We start from the raw sequence: 18,181 nt of genomic DNA on the forward strand, positions 1-18,181 counted from the left end.
CGCCCATCCAACCAGCCCGCCCGTCCCCGCCGCGACCACCCTGATGACGGCGACCACGACGCGGCCCTACGCTGCTTCCCATGCACAAACGCGTGATCGACAACCGCTTCGAGCTGACCGAGAGGCTCGGCGGCGGTGGCATGGGCCTGGTGTGGCGCGCCTGGGACACCGCCCTCCACCGCGAGGTCGCGCTGAAGGAGGTCCGGCCGCCCGATCCCGCGTTCGAGGAGCACGACCCGGAGGCCGCCCGCGAGCTGCGGGCCAGGGTGCTGCGCGAGGCCCGCGCGCTGGCCCGGCTGAACCATCCGCACGTCGCCACCATCCACCACATCGTCGATCCGGGCGGCGACGGCTACCCGTGGATCGTCATGGAGCTGGTCACCGGCGGCTCGCTCCAGGACCGCCTGGCCCGCGGGCCGATGACGCCCTGGGAGACCGCCCGGCTGGGCCGCGAGGTGCTGTCCGCGCTGCGCGCCGCGCACGCCGTCGGCATCCAGCACCGCGACGTCAAGCCCGCCAACGTGCTGCTGCGCGAGGACGGCCGGTCGGTGCTCACCGACTTCGGGATCGCCGCCGTGCGCGAGTCGACCAGCCTGACGGCGACCGGGTCGTTCATCGGCTCGCCCGAGTACATGGCGCCCGAGCGCATCAACGGGCACGAGGGCGACCCCGCCTCCGACCTGTGGTCGCTCGGCATGCTGCTGTACGTGGCCGTCGAGGGCCGCCACCCGCTGCGCAGGAGCACCACGCTGGCGACGCTGGCCGCCGTGCTCAACCAGGACGTGCCGCCGCCGGAGCGGGCCGGGCCGCTCGGTCCGGTGCTGGGCGCGCTGCTGCGCCGCGACCCGGCCGGGCGTCCCGACGCCGAGACCCTCGACCGCATGCTCGCCGCCGCCGCCGACCCCGGCGCGGCCCCGCCCGCCTACCCGCCCCCCGCCCCGCAGCCCGCCCCGGCCCCGCTCCAGCCCGGCCCCCCGTCCGCCCCCTCGGGACCGCTCCACCAGGGTCACTTCCCGCCGTCGCCCGGCCCGCTCCGGCAAGGCCCGCCGTACGGGGCCACCGTGCCGCCCGGGGCGCGGCAGGGGGCCACCGTGCCGCCCGGGGGGCCGCGGCCCTGGGGGCCGGAGCCGTCGTTCTCGCAGGCCGGCACCATGGCGTCGCGTCGCGCCCGCCGTTCGCCGGTCGCCGCCGTGACGGCCTCCGTGGGCGCGCTGGCGGTGACCGGCGTGCTGGTCTACACGCTGCTGCCCGGCGTGCGCGGCGCTGAGGAGCCGACCCAGCCGAACACGCCGCAGATCACCCCGGTGGAGACCACCGACGTCGAGGAGCCGAAGGCGAGCGAGGAGCCGCAGCCGCAGCCGGAGAACCTGCTCACCGCCGACGGCGTCCGCGCCGCGATCAAGGCGCTCAAGCCGGTCATGGGCGGCACCAAGGTCGTCCGGATGGTCGTCTACCCGACGTACATCTCCGCCGAGGCCCCGGTCAAGGACGACCCGGGCGTCTACGACCGCTACGCCTACCGCGACGGCAAGGCCACCCACGAGGGCCCCGGCTCCACCATCCGCACCCCGACCGTCGACCTGGCCAAGTACAACTGGGACGCCTTGCCCGGCCTGTTCAAGAAGGCGCAGAGCGTCCTCGGCGTGCGCAAGCCCACCGCCCGCTACGTCATCATCGATCCCGACTACGTCTTCACCAACCCCAAGCAGGTCATGCTCATCTACCTCACCGACGCCTACCGCACGGGCTACCTGGCGGCCGACCCCCAGGGCAGGGTGCTCAAGACCGTCCCCGCCTCCTGACCTGCCGCCCGGCTCAGCAGCCGCCCTGGTAGCCGCTCTCCGGGATCAGCCGGGTCCACTCGTCCTGGCTGAGCGGCCCGCCCGCGCGGGCGCACACCTCCTGCGCCGTCAGCGCCGGGTCGACCGGGCTCTCGCGGACGCTGCCGTCGGCCGCCACGCCGCGCAGCCTGCGGCCGTCCTGGCTGAAGGCCAGGCCCTCGGACCACGACCCGACCTGGCCGACCTCGCGCAGCGTGCCGGCGTCCCACAGGGAGGTGCGTTCCGCGTCGATCGCGAGCAGGTCGCCGCCGGGGGAGAAGCGCAGGTCGCGTACGGGGGCCGGGCCGGTCTCGACCGAGCCGGCGCGCCGGCGCCCGCGCACGTCCCACAGCTCGACGCGTCCGCCGCCGAGCCCGAGGGCCAGCGTGCGGCCGTCGGGGGAGAAGGCGAGCGCGGTGGGCCGGGCGGCGGCCGGGGCGAGCGGGGTGACCTCGCCGGTACGCAGGTCGAGCAGGTTCGTGCCGGAGGCGAGCGTCGAGCCGTCGGGGCTGAAGGCCATCGCCAGGTCGCCCGCACCCTCGTAGGCCCTGATCCGGCGGCCGGCGCGCACGTCCCAGGTCTCCAGCAGCCGGCCGCGCGCGGTGGCCAGCGTGTCGCCGCCGGGGGACAGGGCCACGGCGGGCACGTCGCCGCCCGCGTCGATGACGGCGACCCTCCTGCCGCCCGACGCCTCCCAGACGGTGACCGGGTCGCCCGCCACGGCCAGCAGCCTGCCCGCGGCGTCGAAGGCCACGTCGCCGGTGGCGGCGATCTCGGCCAGCGGCTTGCGCGCCACCACGTCGGTGAGCCGGATGGCGTTCCCGACGTCCTTGGCCGCCACCCGGCCGTCGCTCGACAGCGCGGCGGTGCGGACGCCGGAGAAGGGCGCGGGCAGCCCGGAGACGTCGAGCGAGACGACCGAGCCCAGGCCGCTCAGGTAGCGCAGGGTGCGGCCGTCGGCGGAGAAGGCCAGGCCGCCGTGCTGGTCGCCGCGGAAGCGGTAGGCGCCGGCCAGCCGCCGGTCGGCCACGCTCCACAGGCGCACCTCGTCCCGGCCGGGGAGGGCGAGCAGGCTGCCGTCGGGGCTGAACACGGGCGTGCCGGCGGAGCCGTCCGCCGGCAGCTCCCCGCCGGGGGCCTCCGCCGCGAACGCGGTGGCGGCGGCGCCGGTCGGGGCCCCCTGCGGCGGTTCGGCGCCGGGCGTCAGGAGGGTCACGCCGTCGCGGCCCGCGACCGCCAGGGTGCGGCCGTCGGGGCTGAACGACAGGGGCGGCGCAGACCGGTCCGGCCCGGTCTGCGGCCGGACGGCGAACTCCCGCTCCTTGGCCCGGCCGGGCAGCGACCAGAGCTCGACCCGCCCGTCCAGGTCGGAGACCGCGGCCCGGCTCCCGTCGCGCGACACCGCCACCCGCCGGTCGAGCACGTCGAGCAGCACCTCGGCGCCCCGGTAGACCCTGGTGCGGTTGCCGCTGGTGATCGTGTACGTCCCGGTCGCGGGGGCCCGGCCGGTGGCCACCTCGACGGGCTGCCCGCCGGGGCCCTCGGCGTACCGGCCGTCGTCGCTCAGCGCGGCGCTGCCCTCGGGGAGCGCGTGCGCGGCGAGCTGCCGGCCGCTGCGCACGTCCCAGACGGTCAGCGTGCGGTCGCGCCACCTGACCAGGTCGTCGCCGCGCAGCAGGTAGCCGGCCCGCTCGTCGGCCGCGGGGTCGGTGAACACGCCCAGCTCCGGCTGCGCCAGCGAGGCCTGCAACGCCACCCGCGCCTCGAACACCGGCGACATCCGCCAGGCCGCCACGCTCAGCCGCATCGCCGTGCGCGGGTCGGAGGAGCGCAGCGCCTCGGCACGGGCGGCCACGGCCCGCGCGTTGGCCTCCAGAAGGTGCCCGCGCAGCTCCCGCTCGCCGTTGAGCGAGACGGCGGACATCGACACCGCGACGGCCAGCGCGGCGGCCAGGGTCGCCATCGAGGGGCGCAGCAGCCGCCTGCGCTGCTTGGACATGGCCACGCTCGCGCCGATGAAGTCGCGTTCGAGCTGGCTGAGCCGCAGGTGGCGGCGCTTGGCCGCGGCCCAGCCGAGCGCCGTGTCGAGCCGGTCGCCCCGGTAGAGGTAGGTGTGCCCGCGCCGGTGGCGCGACCACCGGTCGGCCGCCAGGCGCAGCTCGCGGTGGACGGCCAGGCCGTCGCGCTCGTCGGCCACCCAGCCGCGCAGGCGTGGCCAGGCCCGGTAGAGCGCGGCACTGGCCGGCGCGACCCGGTCGTCGCGCACGGCCACGAGCTTGCCGACCGCGGTCTCGGTCGGCGGCACCCGCACGCTGCGGCGCACGAGCAGCCCGGCGTCCATCAGCGGGGCCAGCACGCCGCCCTCGTCGTGGGGGTCGTCGCCGTCCATCAGGCGCAGCAGCAGGCCCGGCACCGCCTCCTGCTGGCGCGGCGTGAGCCCGGCGTAGACGCGCTCGGCCAGCTCGCCGAGCGACCTGTGCCCGGCCACGCCCGCCGGCGGGCGCAACGCGGCCGGGTCGGCCTCGACCAGCAGCTCGTCGGCCGCGGGACGGGCGGCGGGGTCTTTGGCCAGCGCCCGCCCGACCAGCTCGCGCAGCCCGTCGGGCAGGGCGCTCAGGTCGGGGTCGACGGTCAGCAGCCGGTGCAGCACCGCGCCGAGACTCCGCCCGGAGAACGGGTCGCCGCCCGTGGCCGCGTAGAGCACCACGGCCCCCCAGGAGAAGACGTCCGTCGCCGGCTCGTGGCCGCTGCCGGTCAGGATCTCGGGGGCCAGGTACGTGCACGTCGCCCCCAGCGACCCGCCGACCGCCGCCCCCATGTCGATCACCTTGGGGCCGCCCGCCGCCAGCAGCACGCTCTCCGGCCGCAGATCGCGGTGCGTCAGCCCGGCCGCGTGCAGCGTGCGCAACGCCCCGGCCAGCGCGCCGGCCAGCGCCGCCAGCTCCTCGCCCCGGTACGGCCCGTGCCGCTCGACCGCCTGCCGCAGGTCGGGCCCGTCGACGAACTCGCTCACCACGTAGGGGATGCCGTGATCGACCCCGGAGGCGACCACCTCCGCCAGATGCGGGCAGCTCACCCGCGCGACCGGCTCGACCTCGACCCGGGGCACCTTCACCGCGTAGCGGCGGCCCTCGTCGTCGTAGGCGTCGTAGACCACCCCGCGCGCGCCCGCGCCGAGCCGGGCGGCCAGCCAGAAGCCGCCCAGCCTCTCGGGATCACCAGGCACCAAGCGCATCGTCACTGATGCTTAGATGCGCCGGACCGGCCGTTGGTTGTCGGTGAACGACCACAGGTCCCCCGCGCGCCTCGGGGGACCCATGCGTCATGATCATTATGCCAGGCTTCCGGATCTTGACTGCCACTCCGGCCGCAGCACCGACATCGTCACGGAGTCGTGCCACTCGCCCTCCCACAGCAGGGTGTCGCGCTGCACGCCCTCCTCCACGAACCCGATCTTCTTGTAGACGTGCCGCGCCCGGTCGTTGAAGGTGAAGACGCCGAGGCCGATGCGGTGCAGCGGCGTGGTGGCGAAGGCGTGGCCGAGGACCAGCTCGATCGCCTCGGTGCCGTAGCCCTTGCCGAAGACCCGCGCGCCGATCAGCGCGATCCGCAGGTTGCACGACAGGTTGTGCCGGTCGAGCTCGTTGAGCACGACCTCGCCGACGTACTCGTCGCCGGCCATGATGGCCAGGTCGAGGCGGTCGGCGTGCTCGCCCCTCGTGCTGTACCACTGGCGGGCCACGTCGTGGTCGACCTCGCCGTGCGAGCCCGTCAGCCGCTGCACCTCCGGATCGCTGATCAACGTGATCAGGCCCTCGACGTGCTCGGGGCCGACCGGGAGCAGCCTGACGCGCTCACCCGTCAAAGTGGGTTTCTCGGCGAACATCCCCTCTGGGTATCAGTCCTGCTCATCGGCGGGCAAACCCATTTTCCGCAGGGCCGCGTCGCGCACCTCCTCGGGGGTCAGCACGCCGACGTCGCACGTCAGGTCCGCCACCTGCTGGAAGTAGCCCTCGCGCCGGGCCCGCATCTGCGCCGGCTGGAACTCGGGACGGTGCGCCCCCGAGCTCATGCGCCGGGCCAGGACGGCGTCGGCGGCGTCCACCCAGACCACGAACGCCTCGCGCAGCGCCTCGCGCACCCGGGGGTCCTCCACGGTGCTGGCCGCCGCCGCGATCACCTTCGGCTCGCCCGCCAGCGCCGCCAGCACGTGCTCGGCCTCGTACCGGTGCAGCGCCTCGGCCCCTTCGCGGACGGCGATCTGCGCCGCCGTGCCGCCGTGCTCTCTCTCCAGGAACGGGTCGCTGTCGGTGAACGGCATCCCCAGCGCGGTGGCGAGGAGGCGGCCCGCGGTCGTCTTACCCGATCCCATCAGCCCGATCACCACGACTGGTTTGTTTTTCGACATGTGGATAGAGGTTCCTTCGTGTCAAGGAGGTAAATCTGATGACCATCGCCGGAAGCATCATCCTCATCATGCTCGGTGCGATCCTCACCTGGGCCGTCGAGTTCGACCTCGCCGGTCTCGACATCAACGTCGTGGGCGTCATCCTCATGCTCGGCGGCCTGGCGGGGCTGCTGTTCGGCATCTACCGGATCAGCGTCACCCGCAGGGCGGTCGGCCCGATCGACGAGCCGGTGCACCGGCACGAGATCTACGAGGAGCCGGAGACCCGCAGGACCACGGTGTATGAGGAGCGCCGCCACTACGACGAGCCGCCGCTGTAGGAGGTGAATCGACATGCCAGCCGTTGACGAGCTGCCGTCGACCATCAAGCGTTCGCCGAAGAAGGCACAGAACACGTGGATCAAGGCGCACGACTCCGCCGTGAAGGAGTACGGAGAGGGCAGGCGCGCGCACATGACCGCGTTCGCCGCACTCAAGCACTCCTTCGAGAAGGTGGGGGACCACTGGGAGCCCAAGGGGGAGAAGGGACCGTCCGACAAGGGCGCGACCGACCGCTCCGGCAGGACCCAGGAGGGCGTGGACGCCAACGCCAGCAAGGAGCACTTGCAGGGCGTGGCGTCCAGGCTCGGGGTGCGCGGCCGATCCAGGATGACCAAGAAGGAGCTGGTGGACGCCATCAAGAAGGCCAACAGGAAGGCCACGGCGAAAGCCCGCTAGTTCCTTCACAGCAACCGCTTGACCGCCTCGGCAATCGCGTGGCGGTCTATGCGGGCGTCCGCGAGCTGTTCCTCAGGCGTCGCCGACCCGGGCAACCCGGTCACGGCGAGCTTCACCACCCGCGGGCCGAGCTCGCTGACGGCGTCCAGCACGGCGTCGCCGAGACCGCCCTCCAGCCGGTGATCCTCGACCGTGATCAGGTTGCCCGTCGTCGTGGCGGCCTCCACCAGCACCGCCGCGTCCACCGGCTTGACCGAGTACAGGTCGATCACGCCGACCGGGACGCCGGCCGCCTTCAGCTCGTCGGCCGCCGCCAGCGCCTCGTGCACCGTGATCCCGGCCGCCACGATCGTGACCCGGTCGTCGGGCGAGCGCCGCAGCACGCGCGAGCCGCCCACCGGGAAGCGTTCGCCGGGCGGGTAGATGACCGGCGTCTCGCCGCGGGTGGTGCGCAGGTAGGACACCCCTGACACGTCCGCCATCTCGACGGTCAGCGCCGCCGCCTGGTTGGCGTCGCACGGGTACAGCACCGTGCTGCCGTACACCGCCCGCATCATGGCCAGGTCCTCCAGGCCCATCTGCGAGGGGCCGTCCTCGCCGATCGAGACGCCGGCGTGCGAGCCGACCAGCCGGATCGACGCCTGGCTCACGCCGGCCATCCTGACGAAGTCGTGCGCCCTGGTCAGGAACGCCGCGAAGGTGGCCGCGTACGGCCTCCAGCCGCGCACCGACAGGCCGACGGCCGCCGCCACGAGCTGCTGCTCGGCGATGTACATCTCGAAGAAGCGCTCGGGGAACGCCTGGCCGAACTCCTCGGTCTTCGTCGAGTCGGCCACCTCGCCGTCCAGCGCCACCACGTCGCCGCGGGCCGCGCCGAGCGCCGTCAGCGCCGCGCCGAACGCCGCCCTGGTCGCCGCCTTCGCGCCGACCTCGTACTCGGGCAGCGTCGCCGGTCGCGGGTCGAAGTGGTACGGCTCGGCCTCGCCCTCCGGCCTGTGCACCTCCACATGGACGCTGCGCGGGCCGCCCAGCTCGTCGATGGCCTTGTCGGGATCCTTGAGCGCCTTGCCGTGCGCGCCCTCCCGGTTCTCGACCTCGACGACCCCCTCGCCCTTGCGGGTCTTGGCCAGGATCACGGTGGGACGCCGGCGGGTGTTGCAGGCGTCCCCCAGCGCGAAGTCGATCTGGCCGGGGTCGTGGCCGTCGATCTCGATCGTGTGCCAGCCGAAGGCGCCGAACCGGCGCGCGTACGCCCCCGTGTCCCATCCGTGCCGGGTCGGGCCGCGTTGTCCCAGCCGGTTCACGTCCACGATCACGACCAGGTTGGCCAGCCCCTCGGCCCCGGCGTGCTCGGCCGCCTCCCAGATGGACCCCTCGGCCAGCTCACTGTCGCCGCACAGCACCCACACCCGGTACGGCAGCCGTTCCAGCCGTCCCGCCATGGCCACGCCCACGCCCACCGGCAGCCCCTGACCGAGCGAGCCGGTCGCGACGTCCACCCAGGGCAGCCGGGGGGTGGGGTGTCCCTCCAGCCGGCTTCCCCGGCGCCGGAACGACAGCAGCTCCTCGTCGTCGATGACCTTCGCCGCCTTGTAGAGCGAGTACAGAAGGGGGGAGGCGTGGCCCTTGGAGAAGATCAGGTGGTCGTTGCCGGGGTTGTCGGGGCGGTCGAAGTCGTACCTGAGGTGGCAGGCGAACAGCACGGCCATCAGGTCCGCGGCCGACATCGACGAGGTGGGGTGCCCGGAACCGGCCGCCGCGGCGGCGCGTACGGAGTCGACGCGCAGTTGCGCGGCCAGTTCGGTCAAGTACGGGAGATCGCGTTCAGGCATCAAGACCCTCCTCGTGAGTTTCACGCCGCCTACCCCCTGCGCGGCGCTTAACTCGGGCCTGACGTCACCTGACCCCATTTGTCGGCAGTTGAAACCTCCCTCGCCCGGGCGGTCCCGGGGCGTGCGGCGTCAGGCGTCGAAGCGGTGGCGGGCGGCCTCGATGTCGCCGAGGTGGCGCTGCGTCCACGCGCACATCGCGTCGACCGTCGCGCGCAGGGCCCGTCCCGGCTCGGTGAGGGTGTACTCCACCCGCGGCGGCACGGTCGGATACACCGTCCGCTCGACCAGCCCGTTGCGCTCCAGCATGCGCAGGTTCTGGGTGAGCATCTTGTGGCTGATGCCCTCGACCTGGTCGCGCAGCTCGCCGAAGCGCAGGGTGCCCTCGCCGATGGCCTCGATGATCAGGAACGCCCACTTGTTGGCGACGTCCGTGAAGATCTCCCGCGCCAGGGAGTCGGCCCGCCTCAGGTCCGCCTCGCCCTCCGAGCCCTTGAACTGCTTGGTCACCATGAGGTTCCCCAGTCACTGAAAAGTGCGTTCTTCCACGTCAGCGAACACTCTCCTACAGTTCCTCAGTAACCACAAGAGAGTCTTGAGTGGCCGTACGCGCGTTCCGGCCACCCCTGTCAGGAGGCGCACACCATGCCCGTCACCCTGCTGAACCCCGACGGCCTGCCCGCGATCGACGTCTACCACCAGACGGCGGTCGCGTCCGGAACGAGGCTGGTCTTCGTCGCCGGACAGGTCTCCTGGGACGCCGAGGGCGCCACGGTCGGCGCGGGCGACCTCGCCGCGCAGGTCGAACAGTGCTACCTCAACGTCGCCACCGCCCTCGCCGGGGCCGGCGGGACGTTCGACGACGTGGCGAAGCTGACCGTCCACGTCGTGGACTGGACCCCCGGCAAGATGTCCGCGCTCCTGGACGGGATCTCCCGGGCGAAGGCGAAACTGGGCACGACGGCGACCCCACCGGCAACCCTGCTGGGCGTCGCGGCCCTGTCCGTCCCGGACCACCTGGTCGAGGTCGAAGCCACCGCGATCCTCCCGTAAGGGACAGGAGACGCACTGAGACCAACTGAGAAAGGGCATCCGGAAGGGGATCTTCGGCCGGACGAACCCGCCGATCACCGCTTTCGTGGAAGAGCGGGTCGTCGAAGGCGTACAGCTGATCCTGATCACGGTCCCGCGGGGGTGATGCCGCACAGCAACGCCGCGGGCCTCGCCACCCGTCGCCTCGGCAAGCAGTGCCTGCCGTTCCCCCCGCACCAGCAGCGCGAGGTCATGATCGCTCGCGGCCAGGTCGACTGGTCGGCCGACGCCTCCAGCCTCAGCATCGGCCAACTGAGCGCGGTGGAGTTCGAAAGGCTCCGGCGGTTGCTGATCGCCGGCGGGCGCGATCACCTGGCCGAGCTGGCGGACAAGGCCCTCCTGGAGTCGCTCCGCCTGATCGCCCCCAACGGCAGCGTCACGAATGCGGCAGTGCTGTCGAGTCCCAGCCCCGGACGAGTCGGCGACGGGAGCCGACAGTAGTGTCTGAGTCATGCCTGACGTGATCACGGTCAACCCCGCGCAACCTGGGGACGGGGACGTCCTCGGCGAGATTCACGCCCTGTCCTGGGGCGTCTCGCACGGCCCGCTGTGCGCGCCGAAGGTCGCCGAGGCCGGGATCGAGGAGCGGCGCGGCAAGTGGCACGGCATCCTGGCCGAGGGCGCGGACCCGATCCTGCTGGCACGCCTGAACGACCGGCCCGGGGCCTTCGCCCGGTTCGGGGCCTCCACCTCCCGTCCCGGCTCCGCGGAGATCTATACCTTCTTCGCCCATCCGGACGTCTGGGGCAGCGGCATCGCCGGTGTTCTGCTGATGGCAGTCCTGGACGCGGCACGCGACGCCGGGTACGACGACGTGCACCTGTGGACGCTCCGGGACTCGGCCCAGGCTCGCCGCTTCTACGCCAAGAACGGCTTCACCGAGACCGGCAGGACTCACGACCACGAGTTCGAGGAGGGGCCCGCGCTGGCTCTGATCGAGCTGGAGCGAGCCTTGCCGGGGCGCTGAGCCGCACCGCCTTGATCAGCTCGGGCGGCCCTGCGACCACGGACATCGCAGTGGTCGGGGACCTTCCCGTTGCCTGGCCAGTGATCTGCGGGACGGCTGGTGGAGGGTGAGTAGGTCCGCTGCCAGATGGGCGGTAGGGCCTGGCTGGTACCTCGGGGGGCACCGCTGTGCACCTGGTGCTCCCATGGCCCACCTGGTAATCGGCCCCGAGGCGGGTGGCCATGGCGAGCGAAGCGAGCATCCCGGGTGGGCTCCCGGCGGCCCACCCGGTGACCAGGTGCCGGGCGGGAGCCCGAAGAAGCCGGGTCAGCGGGCGAGCCGCCGAGCCACCGTCACCGCCGCAGCCAAACCCCCCGCCGCCACCATCACAGCCCGCCGATGCTGCGACAGCCACACCTGCGGGCTGTGACCGTGTGAGCGCCGGTCGAACGTGCCGTGCGCCCCGTAGTCCTTGTCCTCGTCGGCCGGCTCCCAGAGGTTCGACACCCCGCTCGGCTGCTTCTCGTCCGTCTGCTGGGACTGGATGCCGGTCCTGGCGAGGTACCGGTCCACCAGGGCGGGGGCGACGCGCTGGGCCATGAGGGTGGCCGCGGTGCTGGCGCCCACCCAGTATTCCTTGCGTCCGGGGTGCTCGGCGGCGTACACGATGGCGCGCGCCGCGACCTCCGGCTGGTAGATCGGGGGGACGGGCTGGGGGTGCCGCCGCAGCTTGGACAGCACCCACTCGAACTGAGGGGTGTTGACCGCGGGAAGCTGGACGAGCGTGACGTCGATGCCGCTCCGGTCGGCCAGCAGCTCGGTGCGCAGCGACTCGGTGAAGCCCTTGATGGCGTGCTTGGCCCCGCAGTACGCCGACTGGAGGGGGATGCCGCGATGGCTCAGCGCCGAGCCGACCTGGACGACGGTCCCGGCGTTGCGGGGGCCCATGAGGTCGAGGGCGACCTTGGTGCCCCACACGTAGCCGAGGTACGTGACCGAAGTCGTACGAGCGTACTCATCTGGCGAAATATCGGTGAACTTGGCGAAGACTGAGGAGAAGGCGGTGTTGATCCAGGTGGAGATCGGTCCCATCTCCGCCTCGATGCGCTCCGCCGCCGCCTTCACCTGCTCGTAGTCGGCCACGTCCGCCTCGTAGACCTTCGCGTCCCCGCCCGCGGTTCCCACGTCCACGGCGGCCGCGCCAAGGCCCGCCGTGCCGCGGGCGATCAGGGCCACCCGCGCGCCGCGAGCGCCCAGCTCGCGCACCACCGCCCGTCCGACCCCGCCGCTCGCGCCCGTCACCACTACCACGCGTCCTCGAAGGGATGCCATGTCGGTTGTCAGCCTGCCTCTCCAGTGTTTCGGTCCTTCTGCCGCCGGATCGCCAGGGCGATGTCGACGATCGTGATGATGAACAACACGATCGCGATCCCTGCCATCACCGGCGCTCCTGCTATGAGCCCCAGCACCGTGAACGCGAAGAGGAACACCAGAATGAACGATCCCACCCTGATGTGCACCACGTCGCGCGGTGTGGCGGGCACCATGGGGTGGCCCTTCCGGTCACCCTCTTCGTGCCATCTACCGTCATCCGTGTTCTCAGGCATGCCGCTCACCTGCCCGTCCTGTTTGTTGCCTAACGTGCTGGGTAGCCGCCCTGCGTGCCCGAGCTACATCCCAGTGACCAGAGTGAGCCGGGGATCGTCAGGCGCCGTCGCGGGCGCGGGTTCAGCTACGAAGGACCGGACGGGCGGCCGGTGCGCGACAAGGCGACGCTGGAGCGCATCAGGTCGCTCGTCATCCCCCCGGCGTGGAAGGACGTGTGGATCTGCCCCTCCCCGTACGGCCACCTCCAGGCCGTCGGCGTGGACGCGGCAGGACGCAGGCAGTACCGCTACCACGACCTGTGGCGCGAGCAGCAGGACAAGGCGAAGTTCGACCACGTGCTGGAGGTGGCCGAGCGCCTGCCCGCGTTCCGCAAGGCCGTGGACGACCGCCTCAAGGGCCGCGGCCTGACCAGGGACCGGGTGCTGGCCGCCGCCGCCCGCCTGCTGGACGTCGGCTTCTTCAGGATCGGCGGCGAGAGCTACGACACCTACGGCCTGGCCACCCTGCGGATGGACCACGTGACCTGCAGCAACGGCGTGGTGACCTGCGCCTACCAGGCCAAGGGGGACATCTCCCGCGAGGTCGTGGTGGCCGACCCCGGAGCCTGCACGGTGCTGCGTTCGCTCAAGGCGCTCGGCGCGGAGGGCGAACTGCTCCGCTACCGCCGTCCGGAGGGCGGCTGGGGTGACGTCAAGAGCGAGGACATCAACGACTACCTGCGCGAACTGCTCGGCTGCGAGGTCAGCGCCAAGGACTTCCGGACCTGGCACGCGACCGTCCTGGCCGCCGTGGGCCTGGCGGTCTCCAAGCACGCCCGGGGGAGCGGCGCCGCCAGGAAGCGGGCGGTCACCCGGGTGATGCGGGAGGTGGCCGAGTATCTGGGCAACACGCCGACCGTGGCGCGGGCGTCGTACGTGGACCCGCGGGTGGTGGAGGCGTACGACCAGGACAGGACGATCGCCGCGGCCCTCACCGAGCTCGGAGCGGACGCCGACTACGGGCAGCTCGCCACCCACGGGACGGTGGAACGGGCCGTTATAGACCTTATTCGCGCCGTTTGAGCCCTTAATCCCCGGGCATGCGGCGACAATAGAAGGAGGCAAGCGATGGAAGCTCCGCAGTACGTCGCGGCCCGCGTCCAACAGGCGCTGGCCGAGGACGGACGCACGCACGAGCTGGGCATCCGGGTCGACGTCCGCGGCGACCAGTTGTTCCTGCGTGGTCAGGTGAGCGGAGCCGAGCAGCGCGACAGGCTCGGCGAGGTGGCGCGGGAGATCGCGCCCCAGCTGCACCTGCACAACGAGATACGCGTGGTCGACGTCTCGGCGCCGGGGGAGGATGAGCATCTTGACTGACCTGCGAATCGCGGCGGTGGGCGACATCCACCTGGGCGAGGACGTCAGAGGCCAGTACCGGCGCAGGCTTGAGGGCATCGAGGAACGTGCCGACGTGTTCATGGTCGCGGGAGACCTCACCCGGCACGGCACGCTGGAGGAGGGCCGGGTCGTGGCCGACGAGCTGCGCGGCCTGCCCATCCCCACCGTGGCGGTCCTGGGCAACCACGACTACCACTCCGACCTGCAGTACGAGATCGCCGCCGAGCTGCGCGACGCCGGCGTCATCGTGCTCGACGACGACGGCGCGGTGATCCAGTGCGGTGACCGGAAGCTGGGCGTGGTCGGCGGCAAGGGGTTCGGCGGCGGGTTCGCCGGCAAGAGCGCCAGCGAGTTCGGCGAGCGCGAGATCAAGAACTTCATCTCCCACACGCGCTACATCGCCGAGGCGTGGAAGGTCGCGCTCAAGGAGCTCGTGGCCGACCAGCGCGTGGTGCTGTCCCACTACTCCCCGATCAAGGAGACGCTGGAGGGCGAGCCGCTGGAGATCTACCCCTTCCTCGGCAGCTACCTGCTGGCCGAGGCGGTGGACACGGCGGGCGCCGACCTCATCCTGCACGGGCACGCCCACAAGGGCACGGAGAAGGGCATGACCTCGGGCGGCATCCGGGTGCGCAACGTCGCCCTGCCCGTCCTCGGCAGGGCGTACGGCGTCTACTGCCTGGAGGAGCCGGGCAACCACTACGACGACTGACCCCGGAAGATCACAGCACGCGTGCGGCGATCACGCACACGTCGTCGGTGGAGTCGTCGGCGCCGAGCCGGTGCAGCAGGCAGTCGATCAGCTGCTCGGGGTCGTCCCCCACGCACGAGTGCGAGGCCCGCAGCAGCGCGGCGATGCCGACGTCCAGGTCCCGCCCGCGCCGCTCGACGACGCCGTCGGTGTACATGACGAGGGTGTCGCCCGGTTCGAGCTGGGTGACCGTCATGTCGTACTCGGCCGCGTCGAAGGCCCCCAGCAGCGTGCCGGTGACCCCGTCGACGGCCTGCCCGCGCCCGTCCCTGATGAGGACGGGCGCGAGGTGGCCGGCGTTGGTCCAGGCGAACGTGCGGCGCTCGGGGTCGAAGTGGCCGATGATCGCGGTTCCCGTGACGGTGACGTCCTCGTTGGAGTGCACGATGAGGTCGTTCAGCCAGGTGGTGAGCTGACCGGCGGGAGCGCCGGTGTAGGCCAGGCCGGCCAGCCCCGAGCGCATCTGCAGCATGATGCTCGCGGCGGTCAGGCCGTGGCCCATGGCGTCGCCGATGGCCAGCAGCACGCGGCCGTCGGTGATCAGCCGGGCCTTGAACCAGTCGCCGCCGAGCCTGGCCAGGTCCTCGCTCGGCAGGTAGCGCACGCCGACGGCGAGCCCCGGAAGCCGGATGAGGCCCCGGCGGATCGGCAGGATCGTGTTCTGGAGCTGGACGGTGATCCGGTGCTCCTGCTCGGCCCGTTCCTTCTCCCTGGTCGCCTGCTCGTGCGCCACGGCCAGCGCGCGTTCCCTGCGGCGGTTCTTGGTGACGTCCTGGACCAGGCAGCGGACCTTGACCGGCACGCCGTCCGCGTCGAGCAGCGGCTCGCTGTAGACGCACAGGTGGCGTACGCCGTGCCGGTGCTGGATGCGGAACTCGTTCTCGACGGCCTCGCGGAACTCCAGCAGCGTGCGGATCTGCTCGTCCATGACGGGGAGGTCCTCGGCGACCACCACGCCGGGCAGCTCCTCCAGGGGCATCGGGCCGTCGGCGCGGTCGCGGCCGAACATCTCGTACATCTGCGGCGTCCACAGGGTGCGCTCGGTCGCCAGGTTCCACTCGCCCCAGCCCAGCTCGGCCAGGCGCTGGGCGCGTTCCCAGCCGGAGACCAGCAGTTCCTCGTCGTCGAGGATGCGCCAGCTCACCAGCAGGCCCTCGTCCACGCGCGCGGCGCGCACGGCGAGGGTCGCCGGCCACAGCCGGTAGTCCATGGCCTCGACGAACTCCAGCGGCATGTGGTGCAGGGACTCGCCCGACTCGTACACGGCGATGTAGTCGTCCAGCAGGCCGGAACCGGCCACGCCGGGGCTGACCTCAAGCAGGCGGCGTCCGGCCAGGTCGTCGGCCGTGCGTCCGGCGGGGGTCCTGGCGTGCTCGTTCGCGGCCACGACGAGGAAGTCCACGACGCGGCCCGCGTCGTCCTGGACGGGGGTGAGGAAGAGGGCCGAGGCATGCACGCCCGCCAGCATGCCGCGTACCCACTCGGGCACCTCGGGTCGTTCGAGCACCAGCTCGGACGGCCGTTCGATGCCCTTGGCGACCTCGGTCAGCTCCAGACCGCTGTGCTGGGCCATCCTGGCGAGTTGCTCGGCGGCCTCGCCTGGGCGGATGTTGAGCCGGGTGGCCAGGCGGGCCGTGGCCTCGTCGAGGATGGCCTGGGTACGCAGGTGGCGGCGAACGTGAACAAGTTGCTCACGGACCCGTGCCGAAGCCGCGTTCATCTCGTAGCGGCTGAACGGCGGAAATCTGCTCACTCGCTCCCCATGCCCGATCATTCGGGATTGAGGGCAGGTGGTGCTGATATTTCGGCAAAACTAGGTGATCCGCTGGGCCGTTCTCGAGGTTCGGCCCAGCGGGTCGTCACGGACGGAGTGCGGAGCGGCGTCCGCCCTACACATTGAAGATGCTGACCCCACCCGGCCCCACGAGGAAGCCGAGGACGATGAGCACGATCCCCCAGAGGAGGTCGCGACGGGCCAGAATCACATAGATCCCGGAGATGACGAGGATTACGGCGATGATCCAAAGCAAAGTAGCCATGTGACTGCAACTGCCCCCACGCGCGACTCCGTAACATGTTTTCCTCCGCCGTAACGGGCAGGTGGTGATTCATGACGACATTCGGCTATTTCTTGTCGTGTGAGGAACACGGGCCCAAAGAACTGGTGCGTCAGGCCAAGGCCGCAGAACGCGCCGGTTTCGAGGCTCTGTGGATCTCCGACCACTTCCACCCCTGGCTGGACGAGCAGGGCCAGGCCCCCTTCGTCTGGTCCGTGCTGGGCGCGCTGGCCGAGGCGACCTCGCTGCCCATCACCACCGCCGTCACCTGTCCCCTCATCCGTACGCACCCGGTCGTCGTCGCGCAGGCCGCCGCCACCACCGGGGCGCTCACCGGCGGACGGTTCCGGCTCGGCGTGGGCACCGGCGAGGCGCTGAACGAGCACGTCGTCGAGTCGCGCTGGCCCCCGCTCAGCGAACGCCTGGAGATGCTCGAAGAAGCCGTCGGGCTGATGCGCGAGTTGTTCACCGGCAAGCTGGTGACCCACCGGGGCGCCCACTACCGCGTGGACACGGCCCGGCTCTACACGCTCCCCGACGAGCCGGTGCCCATCCTGATGTCGGGGTTCGGCGAGAAGTCCACGACGCTGGCCGGCCGGCTGGCCGACGGCTACATCTCCACCGCGCCGGACGCCGAGTCGGTCACGCGGTTCCGCGAGGCGGGCGGCGCGGGCAAACCGGCGCTCGGCGGCCTCAAGGCGTGCTACGCCGCCGACGAGGCCACCGCGCGCAAGACCGTCCACCGCCTGTGGCCCACGCAGGGGATCAAGGGGGAGGCGTCGCAGATCCTGCCGCTGCCGCGCCACTTCGAGCAGCTCGCCGAGTCGGTCACCGAGGACGAGGCCGTGGGCGGCAGCCCGGTCGGCCCCGACCCCGAGGTCCACGCGCGGGCGCTCAAGGAGTACGTGGACGCGGGGTTCGACGAGGTCTACGTCAACCAGATAGGCACCGAGCAGGACGCGTTCTTCGACTTCTACGAACGCGAGGTGCTCCCCAGGGTGCGCTAGTCCGCGGACTTCATCAGCTTGGCGTACCCGAGCTGCAGCCAGTCGGAGACGGCCACCGCGGTCATCGTGGCGCCGACCAGCCTGGTCACCCTGGGGGCGAAGACCAGGCCGACGGCGTACGCGGTGGCCGCCCACTGGGCCAGGCAGAACGGGCAGGCCAGCAGCTCGCCCATCGGCCCGCGCGGCTCCTCCTGGACCTCCGACGGGCCGCCCTGACCCTCGTACTTGGTGAAGGGCGCCCGCAGGGGGCTCATGACGGGGTCCTTGGCCAGGCGCCGGGAGACCTTGTGCGTGCAGGCCGCCATGAGCGCGAGGTCGAGGACGCCGACCCGCTCGGGCAGCTTCCTCTTGGTGAGCACCGCGGCCGCCGCCGCACCGGCCACCCCCGCGCCGTACGTGGCGAGGATGCCCAGGTAGCCGCGCAGCGGACGGTCATGCCCGTTGCCGTAGGCCCGTTCCGTCTTCTCCAGCATGTCGGTCATAGGGTGTGGCGCTACCCTCAACCCCTGCCTCTACGCGCCCTCTTCCGGGCGGTCTCTTGGGCTGCCGGCAACGTCTACATGACGATCG

At 72.1% G+C, this 18,181-nt stretch carries 20 protein-coding genes; 10 read left to right on the top strand and 10 right to left on the bottom strand.

Translation table 11 applies throughout. From position 1 onward, the window contains the following. Nucleotides 1-80 precede the first annotated feature (80 nt). Nucleotides 81-1,802, top strand: coding sequence for a serine/threonine-protein kinase (locus ACIBQ8_RS44795; protein ID WP_397195189.1), 1,722 nt, complete (start codon nt 81-83; stop codon nt 1,800-1,802). Between the two features lie 13 nt (nt 1,803-1,815). Here ACIBQ8_RS44795 and ACIBQ8_RS44800 read toward each other — a convergent pair whose 3' ends face one another. The 3 genes from ACIBQ8_RS44800 to ACIBQ8_RS44810 all read right to left on the bottom strand — a co-directional run bounded on the left by ACIBQ8_RS44800 (nt 1,816) and on the right by ACIBQ8_RS44810 (nt 6,228). Then, entirely contained in the window at nt 1,816-5,046 is a 3,231-nt protein-coding gene (locus ACIBQ8_RS44800) for a protein kinase (protein ID WP_397195190.1), read from the bottom strand. A gap of 105 nt (nt 5,047-5,151) precedes the next feature. Beyond that, nucleotides 5,152-5,706: a GNAT family N-acetyltransferase gene (locus ACIBQ8_RS44805; protein ID WP_397195191.1), complete on the bottom strand. Its 555-nt coding sequence runs from the start codon at nt 5,704-5,706 to the stop codon at nt 5,152-5,154. A gap of 12 nt (nt 5,707-5,718) precedes the next feature. Beyond that, nucleotides 5,719-6,228 carry a shikimate kinase gene (locus tag ACIBQ8_RS44810; protein WP_397172315.1) on the bottom strand — a complete coding sequence of 170 codons (510 nt, stop codon included), beginning with the start codon at nt 6,226-6,228 and terminating at the stop codon, nt 5,719-5,721. A gap of 38 nt (nt 6,229-6,266) precedes the next feature. Here ACIBQ8_RS44810 and ACIBQ8_RS44815 point away from each other — a divergent pair, with 38 nt between their 5' ends. Together ACIBQ8_RS44815 and ACIBQ8_RS44820 are read left to right on the top strand one after the other, a co-directional pair. Beyond that, nucleotides 6,267-6,548, top strand: coding sequence for a hypothetical protein (locus ACIBQ8_RS44815; protein ID WP_352319513.1), 282 nt, complete (start codon nt 6,267-6,269; stop codon nt 6,546-6,548). Nucleotides 6,549-6,561: 13 nt separating this feature from the next. Then, complete coding sequence (locus tag ACIBQ8_RS44820) at nt 6,562-6,945, top strand: ChaB family protein (protein WP_397172313.1); 384 nt, start codon at nt 6,562-6,564, stop codon at nt 6,943-6,945. 5 nt (nt 6,946-6,950) lie between these two features. Here ACIBQ8_RS44820 and ACIBQ8_RS44825 read toward each other — a convergent pair whose 3' ends face one another. Together ACIBQ8_RS44825 and ACIBQ8_RS44830 are read right to left on the bottom strand one after the other, a co-directional pair. Continuing rightward, entirely contained in the window at nt 6,951-8,777 is a 1,827-nt protein-coding gene (locus ACIBQ8_RS44825) for a transketolase (protein WP_397172311.1), read from the bottom strand. A gap of 129 nt (nt 8,778-8,906) precedes the next feature. After that, nucleotides 8,907-9,287, bottom strand: a complete 381-nt coding sequence (locus ACIBQ8_RS44830; protein WP_397172310.1) for a winged helix-turn-helix transcriptional regulator — start codon at nt 9,285-9,287, stop codon at nt 8,907-8,909. A gap of 132 nt (nt 9,288-9,419) precedes the next feature. Between ACIBQ8_RS44830 and ACIBQ8_RS44835 the strand changes: the two genes are divergently transcribed. The 3 genes from ACIBQ8_RS44835 (at nt 9,420) to ACIBQ8_RS44845 (ending at nt 10,833) form a co-directional block, all read left to right on the top strand. After that, nucleotides 9,420-9,827, top strand: coding sequence for a RidA family protein (locus tag ACIBQ8_RS44835; RefSeq protein WP_397195192.1), 408 nt, complete (start codon nt 9,420-9,422; stop codon nt 9,825-9,827). Between the two features lie 144 nt (nt 9,828-9,971). Further along, nucleotides 9,972-10,307, top strand: a complete 336-nt coding sequence (locus ACIBQ8_RS44840; RefSeq protein WP_397195193.1) for a hypothetical protein — start codon at nt 9,972-9,974, stop codon at nt 10,305-10,307. Between the two features lie 10 nt (nt 10,308-10,317). Beyond that, nucleotides 10,318-10,833, top strand: a complete 516-nt coding sequence (locus ACIBQ8_RS44845; RefSeq protein ID WP_397195194.1) for a GNAT family N-acetyltransferase — start codon at nt 10,318-10,320, stop codon at nt 10,831-10,833. A gap of 306 nt (nt 10,834-11,139) precedes the next feature. Here the strand turns inward: ACIBQ8_RS44845 and ACIBQ8_RS44850 are convergent, their stop codons facing one another. Together ACIBQ8_RS44850 and ACIBQ8_RS44855 are read right to left on the bottom strand one after the other, a co-directional pair. Further along, the gene (locus tag ACIBQ8_RS44850; RefSeq protein ID WP_397195195.1) at nt 11,140-12,144 is read right to left on the bottom strand and encodes an SDR family oxidoreductase; all 1,005 of its coding nucleotides are present in this window, start codon (nt 12,142-12,144) and stop codon (nt 11,140-11,142) included. Between the two features lie 8 nt (nt 12,145-12,152). After that, nucleotides 12,153-12,419 (bottom strand): hypothetical protein, encoded by a 267-nt coding sequence (locus ACIBQ8_RS44855; RefSeq protein ID WP_352319527.1) that lies wholly within the window; start codon nt 12,417-12,419, stop codon nt 12,153-12,155. 54 nt (nt 12,420-12,473) lie between these two features. Here ACIBQ8_RS44855 and ACIBQ8_RS44860 point away from each other — a divergent pair, with 54 nt between their 5' ends. The 3 genes from ACIBQ8_RS44860 to ACIBQ8_RS44870 are packed head-to-tail and all read left to right on the top strand — an operon-like array spanning nt 12,474 to nt 14,508. Beyond that, on the top strand, nt 12,474-13,481 hold the full coding sequence (locus ACIBQ8_RS44860; RefSeq protein WP_397195196.1) for a DNA topoisomerase IB: 1,008 nt from the start codon (nt 12,474-12,476) through the stop codon (nt 13,479-13,481). Nucleotides 13,482-13,526: 45 nt separating this feature from the next. After that, nucleotides 13,527-13,775: a BON domain-containing protein gene (locus tag ACIBQ8_RS44865; RefSeq protein WP_397172299.1), complete on the top strand. Its 249-nt coding sequence runs from the start codon at nt 13,527-13,529 to the stop codon at nt 13,773-13,775. Next, nucleotides 13,768-14,508 (top strand): metallophosphoesterase, encoded by a 741-nt coding sequence (locus ACIBQ8_RS44870; RefSeq protein ID WP_397172298.1) that lies wholly within the window; start codon nt 13,768-13,770, stop codon nt 14,506-14,508. The genes ACIBQ8_RS44865 and ACIBQ8_RS44870 overlap by 8 nt, the downstream gene beginning before the upstream one ends. Nucleotides 14,509-14,518: 10 nt before the next feature. Here ACIBQ8_RS44870 and ACIBQ8_RS44875 read toward each other — a convergent pair whose 3' ends face one another. Further along, nucleotides 14,519-16,300: a PP2C family protein-serine/threonine phosphatase gene (locus ACIBQ8_RS44875; RefSeq protein ID WP_397172296.1), complete on the bottom strand. Its 1,782-nt coding sequence runs from the start codon at nt 16,298-16,300 to the stop codon at nt 14,519-14,521. A gap of 136 nt (nt 16,301-16,436) precedes the next feature. Beyond that, entirely contained in the window at nt 16,437-16,586 is a 150-nt protein-coding gene (locus ACIBQ8_RS44880) for a GPGG-motif small membrane protein (RefSeq protein ID WP_165959640.1), read from the bottom strand. A 71-nt stretch (nt 16,587-16,657) separates the two neighbouring features. On the opposite strand from ACIBQ8_RS44880, the gene ACIBQ8_RS44885 reads away from it, so the two are divergent. After that, the gene (locus ACIBQ8_RS44885) at nt 16,658-17,611 is read left to right on the top strand and encodes a TIGR03557 family F420-dependent LLM class oxidoreductase (RefSeq protein ID WP_397172294.1); all 954 of its coding nucleotides are present in this window, start codon (nt 16,658-16,660) and stop codon (nt 17,609-17,611) included. Here ACIBQ8_RS44885 and ACIBQ8_RS44890 read toward each other — a convergent pair. Continuing rightward, complete coding sequence (locus ACIBQ8_RS44890; protein ID WP_397195197.1) at nt 17,608-18,093, bottom strand: DUF1360 domain-containing protein; 486 nt, start codon at nt 18,091-18,093, stop codon at nt 17,608-17,610. The genes ACIBQ8_RS44885 and ACIBQ8_RS44890 overlap by 4 nt on opposite strands. Nucleotides 18,094-18,181: the final 88 nt, after the last annotated feature.

The organism is Nonomuraea sp. NPDC049646, from assembly GCF_044465525.1.
Taxonomy (GTDB): domain Bacteria; phylum Actinomycetota; class Actinomycetes; order Streptosporangiales; family Streptosporangiaceae; genus Nonomuraea.

Excerpts from the sequence above, each read along its gene's own strand:
- ACIBQ8_RS44795 (WP_397195189.1), top strand. The coding sequence starts at position 81 with ATGCACAAACGCGTGATCGACAACCGCTTCGAGCTGACCGAGAGGCTC.
- ACIBQ8_RS44805 (WP_397195191.1), bottom strand. The coding sequence starts at position 5,706 with ATGTTCGCCGAGAAACCCACTTTGACGGGTGAGCGCGTCAGGCTGCTC.
- ACIBQ8_RS44810 (WP_397172315.1), bottom strand. The coding sequence starts at position 6,228 with ATGTCGAAAAACAAACCAGTCGTGGTGATCGGGCTGATGGGATCGGGT.
- ACIBQ8_RS44815 (WP_352319513.1), top strand. The coding sequence starts at position 6,267 with ATGACCATCGCCGGAAGCATCATCCTCATCATGCTCGGTGCGATCCTC.
- ACIBQ8_RS44820 (WP_397172313.1), top strand. The coding sequence starts at position 6,562 with ATGCCAGCCGTTGACGAGCTGCCGTCGACCATCAAGCGTTCGCCGAAG.
- ACIBQ8_RS44825 (WP_397172311.1), bottom strand. The coding sequence starts at position 8,777 with ATGCCTGAACGCGATCTCCCGTACTTGACCGAACTGGCCGCGCAACTG.
- ACIBQ8_RS44830 (WP_397172310.1), bottom strand. The coding sequence starts at position 9,287 with ATGGTGACCAAGCAGTTCAAGGGCTCGGAGGGCGAGGCGGACCTGAGG.
- ACIBQ8_RS44835 (WP_397195192.1), top strand. The coding sequence starts at position 9,420 with ATGCCCGTCACCCTGCTGAACCCCGACGGCCTGCCCGCGATCGACGTC.
- ACIBQ8_RS44840 (WP_397195193.1), top strand. The coding sequence starts at position 9,972 with ATGCCGCACAGCAACGCCGCGGGCCTCGCCACCCGTCGCCTCGGCAAG.
- ACIBQ8_RS44845 (WP_397195194.1), top strand. The coding sequence starts at position 10,318 with ATGCCTGACGTGATCACGGTCAACCCCGCGCAACCTGGGGACGGGGAC.
- ACIBQ8_RS44850 (WP_397195195.1), bottom strand. The coding sequence starts at position 12,144 with ATGGCATCCCTTCGAGGACGCGTGGTAGTGGTGACGGGCGCGAGCGGC.
- ACIBQ8_RS44855 (WP_352319527.1), bottom strand. The coding sequence starts at position 12,419 with ATGCCTGAGAACACGGATGACGGTAGATGGCACGAAGAGGGTGACCGG.
- ACIBQ8_RS44865 (WP_397172299.1), top strand. The coding sequence starts at position 13,527 with ATGGAAGCTCCGCAGTACGTCGCGGCCCGCGTCCAACAGGCGCTGGCC.
- ACIBQ8_RS44880 (WP_165959640.1), bottom strand. The coding sequence starts at position 16,586 with ATGGCTACTTTGCTTTGGATCATCGCCGTAATCCTCGTCATCTCCGGG.
- ACIBQ8_RS44885 (WP_397172294.1), top strand. The coding sequence starts at position 16,658 with ATGACGACATTCGGCTATTTCTTGTCGTGTGAGGAACACGGGCCCAAA.
- ACIBQ8_RS44890 (WP_397195197.1), bottom strand. The coding sequence starts at position 18,093 with ATGACCGACATGCTGGAGAAGACGGAACGGGCCTACGGCAACGGGCAT.